Source organism: Roseofilum sp. Guam (assembly GCF_017746735.1).
Classification (GTDB): Bacteria; Cyanobacteriota; Cyanobacteriia; order Cyanobacteriales; family Desertifilaceae; genus Roseofilum; species Roseofilum reptotaenium.
This window is the reverse complement of sequence record NZ_JAGHZN010000101.1, coordinates 1-7189: the sequence shown is the minus strand read 5'-3', so window position 1 is coordinate 7189 and position 7189 is coordinate 1. Positions and strand designations below refer to the sequence as shown.

Annotated in this window: 7 protein-coding genes; 6 read left to right on the top strand and 1 reads right to left on the bottom strand. The window is 46.1% G+C overall.

The annotated features are described in order from the left end of the window. The 6 genes from J7529_RS24060 to J7529_RS24035 all read left to right on the top strand — a co-directional run. The coding region (locus tag J7529_RS24060) for a VapE domain-containing protein (protein ID WP_318731084.1) at window positions 1–2444 on the top strand (2444 nt) is incomplete at its 5' end. 708 nt (window positions 2445–3152) lie between these two features. Then, window positions 3153–3377, top strand: coding sequence for a hypothetical protein (locus J7529_RS24055; RefSeq protein WP_318731083.1), 225 nt, complete (start codon window positions 3153–3155; stop codon window positions 3375–3377). After that, entirely contained in the window at window positions 3370–3615 is a 246-nt protein-coding gene (locus J7529_RS24050; RefSeq protein WP_318731082.1) for a hypothetical protein, read from the top strand. Before J7529_RS24055 ends, J7529_RS24050 begins: the two co-directional genes overlap by 8 nt. A gap of 110 nt (window positions 3616–3725) precedes the next feature. Then, the gene (locus J7529_RS24045) at window positions 3726–4214 is read left to right on the top strand and encodes a hypothetical protein (protein WP_318731081.1); all 489 of its coding nucleotides are present in this window, start codon (window positions 3726–3728) and stop codon (window positions 4212–4214) included. Window positions 4215–4302: 88 nt separating this feature from the next. Beyond that, window positions 4303–4569, top strand: coding sequence for a hypothetical protein (locus J7529_RS24040; protein WP_318731080.1), 267 nt, complete (start codon window positions 4303–4305; stop codon window positions 4567–4569). Continuing rightward, complete coding sequence (locus J7529_RS24035) at window positions 4557–5198, top strand: hypothetical protein (RefSeq protein ID WP_318731079.1); 642 nt, start codon at window positions 4557–4559, stop codon at window positions 5196–5198. The genes J7529_RS24040 and J7529_RS24035 overlap by 13 nt, the downstream gene beginning before the upstream one ends. A 24-nt stretch (window positions 5199–5222) precedes the next feature. Here J7529_RS24035 and J7529_RS24030 read toward each other — a convergent pair whose 3' ends face one another. Then, a complete protein-coding gene (locus J7529_RS24030; RefSeq protein ID WP_318731077.1) occupies window positions 5223–6758 on the bottom strand; it encodes a hypothetical protein in 1536 nt (511 codons plus the stop codon). Between the last annotated feature and the right edge of the window lie 431 nt (window positions 6759–7189).

The following is a 7189-nucleotide window of genomic DNA, read 5'->3' as shown; positions in this document are numbered from 1 at the left end:
TGTGCGTCAAAGGCAGACCCGTCTATATCGCCCTAGACGCTGACTTCAGGAAGAACCCAAGCGTAAAGCGCCAAATGAAGGCACTTGGCGAGGCATTGGAGAAACGCGGCTGTGATGTCAGAATGTGCGTGTGGCAGTATACCAAAAAAACAAAAGGAATGGATGATTTTATCCTCAACGGTGGCAACTTTGATGAGGTCATCAAGACCGCTCTAACCATCGCCCAATGGGAGAATCAGTTTAACAACTATACACAGGAATCAGGTGCAGCAAAGGAGGGCAAGAAAGAGTCCGGCGGCAATAGACTCTCTCCTATCCAGAAGGCTGAGAAGGCTATAGAGTCTCTATCCTTGCCCTTGAAGTTCAACGAGCTATCCAGAGAGGTTGAAACAGCCCCTGGTGAAGAGCCAGATGCCGATGGACTGTGGGTCAAAGGATGCAAGCAACCAGGAGTCTATACCTCATCAGATGTTTTTTACCGGGTCTTGGTTGCTGAAGCCAAAAAGAATAGCTATCATCCCGTCCGGAACTATTTAAAGGGTGTCCATAGAGAGCATGGCGATAATATTTCTATCCTCAATGGAGCAGCTAACCGCTATTTCGGAACGGAAGACCCTTTCCATCAAACTCTCTTCACTAAATACTTGATAGGCTCTGTAGCGCGGGCTATGACTCCTGGCTGCAAGATGGATACAGCCCTCATCCTTTATGGAGGTCAGGGGATAGGAAAGTCTACTTTTTTTAATCTTTTGTTTGGGGATGATTGGTTCACCGATAGCGTGGACAAGCTAGACAACAGCAACAAGGACGAGATGCTCAAGGCTCACCAATGTTGGGGGATTGAGTTGGGGGAAATTGAGAACGCATTTAGCAAGGTTCACATCAGCAAGATTAAAGCGTCGATGACCGCCACTTCTGACAAAATCAGACCCCCATATGGAAGAAAGACTGAGACTTGGAAGAGAGGGTTTGTCGTATGCGGAACGACAAATAACAAGGAATTTCTTAACGATCCAACCGGCTCTCGTCGTTTTTGGATTATCCCTTGCCCTGATGACATAGATTGCGAAGCTCTTTCTCAAGAACGAGATCGGCTATGGGCTGCCGCTTACGACTTGTGGGCTAAGGGAGAGAAGTGGTGGTTAACTGAGGCTGAAGGGCGCGCGTTAGTCATCAATAACGCAGAATTTGAATCTGAAGACCCATGGGTAGAACAACTGACGGAATATTTGGTTAAGAATGGAGAAACTAAAGGGACAACTGTGAAGGGTTGTTTGGGACATCTGAATGTAGATCCAAGCAAACAGACATATAAGGAGAAATACAGAGTAGAGGTTTGCTTGATGAAAATGGGATACGAGAGAGGGCGGTTTTATTCTCAAGGAAAGCGAGTTAGAGGATGGGTTCCAATTCCTCTAGAAAAGCAGTCCCAAGGAAAAGTTGAAAATCAAGTGTCCCATGTGTCCCACAGCCCTCAAACTCATATACAGCAAGGTATTGACCATGGGACAGCACCGGGACAGACCGGGACAGCAAGTGTCCCACAAAATTCTCCGATGAAAAAGAATGGGACAGCAAGTGTCCCACAGTGTCCCGTCAATGTCCCGTCTCAAACCCAGTCAGGGCATAGTTTAGAGGCTAATGGGACAGATGGGACACCTAAAAACAAACTTTCAGACGAGAATGACCAACCCGAAAAAACAGAGCCACTATCCGACCCATGGGGAAGTGCCCCTACTACGGAAAAAAGTGTCTCAAATGATTTCATCCCACCCCCATGGGGATGTCCAGGAATGAAGGTCAAAATTAAAGACCTGGATGATGGAGTGGAGAACGAAGGGATGTTAATTAGACTCTTGGATAATGGGGGATGGACTGTCTTCTGGGAGAATACCAAGGTTGTATCCGACCACTCACAGGAAGAACTGTCCCCACTCTCTGATGGAGATAATCCCAATGTCCATCAAGAGAGTCAGGAGCCGAGCAACGAAACAGCGCAACCCGACAGCTCTACCACTCAAAGTGAAGTTTCTGCTGATGACCCATTCACCCAAGAGGTGAGGGAACCGATCTCAGTCGCAACCAAAACTGAAGATGACCTACCCTACTCGCTAGGCGAACTGTTGTGGGTCAAGCATTCTGAGGGGAAACTTCCTGCAATCATTACGGGACTTCCTGACGAGAGTGGAAAGTGGGAATGCAAATACTTATTCAGGCTGAGATGGAGGACAGATCGCTTTGAGCCGGACGGATTAGAGAAGAGACCATCGGGAAACTACTCAATTGATGACAAGGTTCTAACTGTGACTCCAGGGACTGAATGTACGGAAGCGATCATCACCGGGTCTCAAGATGATGAGGGGGAATGGGAGGTCATGATAAATCTTGACGGGAAATGGCATGAAGGCTATCGCTATCCTCCTGAAGAACTGAGACCCAGATAATAGTCTTGTCCTTCAATTATCAAGGACGCTTCTCGTACTTATCCTGAAGTTCAGAACTCTAGTCTGCGATTAATCTATCAATCGCAGATTAGAGACTCTAATTAAATCTCTTGACAAGGAGGAATTTTTGACGCTATACTTGCGCTACGCGCAAGTGGATACAAAACGAGTGAACACCGGTAGTCAAGCGCCACCAAGAATTTCAGCACCTCCCATCATCTCCCCTAACCATAGAAATTTATCTATGGAAACCTCCCTTTTGTACTCTCTCAGTCCCCATAAATCGCCATATTACGACTGTACAGTGGTATAAAAGACGAAACGAGTTGACCTGTGGTATATCCTGTATTACTCAACGGCTAAAATCTTTGTCCTGTAAGGGTTCCTTTCAAAAGGACACCCCAGTACGATTGGTCATTTAGAGGGGCAATCCACCTTACAGCGTAAATATGAGCCGCTATGGACATAGAGCGAGTAGTACTATTGTGTCAGAAGAGCGAGGGCTGGACTACCAGCGTACAATAGAGTCTCATTGATCGATGTCATCAAAAATGGTGAATAATTTTGATGATACGATCTATTGTCTTTGGCGATCGCCGGGGTTATGCTTTATTCATCAGTGAAAGGATTAACGCCCTGAGGAGGTGCTCCCAACACCAACCCAGGACTTCCCCAACTGTGAACCAGCACAATTGAGGCAACAGAATTATGCCATGGAATATGCAAACATTGTGGGCTAACCGCAATGACAAGGACTATGGGCTAGGTGATATCGTCGCCGATCGCCTAATCGTCGGTGTCACTTGGTCTCCTATTGAGAATGAATTCTACTACTGGTCAGTAGGTATAGAGGAAGACGAGATTACTCCCGATACCGGGAGTTCCGCAGTTCTCGGACATAAGCTTTTTACGGAGAGTGAACGCTATGCCTAGAACCACCAAGCAAATCCGCGTCCCCGCAGAGCTAGAGCATCACGTCCGGGCGTACCTTACTTACCTCAAAGAGCTTGAAGCTGTTCCTCCACCGGTGGATTTTGAAGCGATCGGGCAGCTAGAGCGCCGGTGTAACGCACTGGAATCCTCTGTCTCCTTCTGGGAAAGGCTCTCAGATATTCGGCAAACTTTACACACCATCAGTCACCAAATCAATGAGAAGGAATCCATGGGATAAACGCCCCATGGACTGGAACCCCTTGCTGTTTATCACATTAGGGGTTTTGTTTTCCTTTGTCCTTGGGCAATTCGTCACCGTAACTGTATCAATAAAAGGTCAAGACAATCATGGGACTACTCCAGTTTTTGAGCAACGATAGCGGTAGCTCTATCGCCCCTGTGCAAGGGCAATCTAGCCAACTAGATGCCAGCTCTGTCCACATCAAGAGCGCCGACAACGCCATCACGCCCAATTCTCCCGGTTCCTGGGAGAAGTTTAGGTATGCCCCCGTGGTAGAGAAGGCGAGACCGTTTTCGCCAGAGGAAGCCGAAGCACTGCGAGAGCGGGCAAAGGATGCCAGGATTACCACTCGTGCCACCAAGAAGGCTTACGAGGCTCTCACCGACATGAGTGATAACCATACCCGCGTGAATAAATACCACGAAAGGTATCGCCGCAATGAGGCGCGAAACGAGAAGCGGATGCAGGGATATAGCAATACTTCTGCCAAATACCTCCACTCGCTCCGACCTGGCTACGCCCAGATGGGCAAGAGCTTGGAACAAGCTGAACAACAAGCAGATGCTGCGATCGCCCAATTAATGGGTAGTTTGTAATTCTTTTAATCCCCTGACTACCACTGTACAGTCGTACAACATCCTCAAGTAGCCAGGGGTTTTCTATCCCAATTATTGAGATGAGAAAATGATATCACTTTACCGAATTATTGGGCTAGGGCTACTCGTTGGGAGTGGCGCTAGTTTTGTTTCTCTTGCCAGTTTACTCAACCAGGACTTCCGAGAAATTGGTTTCTTGTTGACCCTATTATTTGCCCTTGGCATTGGAGTTGCTGGTGCAGCTATTTACTACCAGAGAGAGAAGTTAGGGGACGCTTTTGTATTCTATGTTGTCCTCTTAATCGGGCTAGGTATTATGCTATTTATGGGAGGTCTAATCCAATGGGTTTATTAATCAATCCTTCCGAGTCAAAAAGCGTCAAACAGCTTTGGGTTGTACTCCATGCAGTCTCAGTTATTTCTGGAGTATTAGGGATATCAATTTGGTTCTGTACTCCCTTTTTTACCCGCTATGTACGAGCTAATCGCTATCATCAACTCTTCCGTTGGGGGTCAATTGTTATCGGTTTAGTTTCTGGCGGGACTTGCCTGGGTAGCTCTATTGTCTTAGCAGAAATAGAGCCGAAAGTTAAGGCTCTAAACAAATACGATTTAGCGCAGTTTAGGCACTCGGTAGCCAGTGAGTTATACTTGGCTCGTCAGACTAACTCGGCGATCGCCCTTGCCGTTAGCTCCGAACGGAAAAGTTCGCTAGGGCTAACTGACCCTAACGCCAGTATTGATGAGGATTACGAGGGTGTGCCGTTAGAGCGTTCGTTACCTCCTAACTCTGAGGGTTCCAACGAAACTAACGGACTAACGGAACAAGTTCGGATAGCTCTAAATGATGGCTTGCCCGATTCCGAAATCATCAAGAACGTAATGGGATATAAGGGGGCAAAGTATGCAGAAGGTAGAGCCAAACTAGAGCAGATAAAATCCTCTCTGGAGTCGCCAGAAGAAGACGAGCAAGGTATCACCTAAGCTCTATTCCCAGAAGCTCTTAACTTACCCAATCTTAGGTAAGTTGTCATTACCACTCAGAAGTTCATTGAGTCGGGCATTTTCTCTCTTAAGGAAGAAGATAGTTTCATTCGCTTGCTTTAACTCTTCTTTTAGTCGTTGGTTCTCTACTGACTGTGAAATATCAGTTGTCAATAAAGTCAACTGGTCTTTAGGGGTCAAATGTTCATCATAGCCATCGTTAGACGATTGAGAATGTCTCAGACTCATTGAACGTTGGTCACGGGTCAAACCAGCAAGTTTGCCATGATAATTAGCCAAATGCCTTAAGGCATGAGTCTGCGTGAAACCTTGACCCCCTACTTGTTCAATATATTCACCTAATGACCGCCTCATTCCCCGTTGATAGCAACCTTTAATAGTCAACTCTTTAGAAGTTGATTTAGGAGTCACCGTAGGCAATGAGATGTTAGGGTTGTTAATATCTAAACGCTCTATCAAGTTTGGGTAGCTTGGATGAATCATTGGTCTAACAAACCCGCCACCAGTCTTGATAGTGATTTTGTGCTTACCTCCTGCATTATCAATAACCCAGAAGTAAGGTTTTAAGACTATGATAAAGTCCTGGTTCAATGGGTCGTTGATGGTTGGAACAATCTCACCATCAGAACACTTGTAGGGCTTATTCAGGTTCGCAATCGCCAGAAATTCAGCACATCTAAAGCCATAGATGAGGTTAATAGAAAATGCCTTAAACCAAGAACGTCTAGCGTCAATGTTTTTGGACTGTTGAGTAGTCAAGGGATAGCCGTTGAGTCCCAAGACCCTATCTCTGAAGTCAAGAAATGACTCAATACTGACAGTTTGCCTTGTCCGCTTTTTCTTAATCTGGGATCTACCGAAGTAGGCGTTAAATTTATCTACTTCAGACGACAATCGGTAAACCCTCAAAAGCTTGCATACTGCTGATTTGGCAGTTCTGAACCCTGCCGATTGACCGAGGTGACCCCATACCCTTTGCACTTCAGAAACAAGGTTTTCTGCTGTAAGCTTTAACTCAGGATTAAGTTTATTGTGGAATACCCCATAAGCTTCTTGGTAAGAGGCTTTTGAGTTTGTGCCCAAACTTGGGTCTGACCTATCCCTGCCACACTTGTCATAGTCATTGAAAAAATGGGTTTTAACTAACTCAATCGCTTGACCGATGGTTAAGTAATCATCCTTGAGGGTTGGCTCTTCTTTGATTTCTGTCTCATACCATGACCAAAACTCCGTTTCTCTCTCGCATTCCTTGAGTTTATGAGCCACAAGCAAGGCTTTTGCCAGAGCGTTGACGCAACCATCACGGGTAAAGTCTTCATTACAGGAATTATTGACTGTTGACGGCTTGGTTGCAGTTTTGAACCGGAGATACAATCGGTTGCCACTACTGACGATCCGGACACCCTTCGGAGTTGACTTCTGACAAGCCTTAAGATATGTCCTCACCAGTTCGTGATCTACCTGCTTAGAGACTTCAATGGCGTTAGAGTGAAAATACTCAGTTACCAAAACCCATGCCTGTTTAATGTAAATGTCCATATTCAACACGCTTTCAACACATCCCAATGTCTAGTATATAGACCATATGTAGGGCAAGGGTTTCAAGCTATCGCAGCCTGAGTTCCTTCTATAAAGAGTGAGTTCAAATCTCATCATCGGCTTCAGCACTTAAACTCTTGCCGTGATGGGCTTTGACTCACAAGGAACCAGCTACAAAATGGGCAATGCACCTAAATTACACCTAAAAAACAACCTTGTCATCAGGGGAGGGGATAAGTAAGAAGGGGGGTCATACTACAGGCAACCGCCTCAAACATCCGTATCTACCCCCTGAGCCTCTCCCATCCCATGGCTGTATTTTTCCCAATCATCATCCTTACTCTCTAGCCGGATGTAGGTTGCCTTCAGGCTTCCTCTAGCGTTGATTAATCCCCTACGGTAAACTCCCGTCTTTTCTGGCGTATCGCATC

Excerpts from the sequence above, each read along its gene's own strand:
- J7529_RS24055 (WP_318731083.1), top strand. The coding sequence starts at position 3,153 with ATGCCATGGAATATGCAAACATTGTGGGCTAACCGCAATGACAAGGAC.
- J7529_RS24050 (WP_318731082.1), top strand. The coding sequence starts at position 3,370 with ATGCCTAGAACCACCAAGCAAATCCGCGTCCCCGCAGAGCTAGAGCAT.
- J7529_RS24045 (WP_318731081.1), top strand. The coding sequence starts at position 3,726 with ATGGGACTACTCCAGTTTTTGAGCAACGATAGCGGTAGCTCTATCGCC.
- J7529_RS24040 (WP_318731080.1), top strand. The coding sequence starts at position 4,303 with ATGATATCACTTTACCGAATTATTGGGCTAGGGCTACTCGTTGGGAGT.
- J7529_RS24030 (WP_318731077.1), bottom strand. The coding sequence starts at position 6,758 with ATGGACATTTACATTAAACAGGCATGGGTTTTGGTAACTGAGTATTTT.
- J7529_RS24035 (WP_318731079.1), top strand. The coding sequence starts at position 4,557 with ATGGGTTTATTAATCAATCCTTCCGAGTCAAAAAGCGTCAAACAGCTT.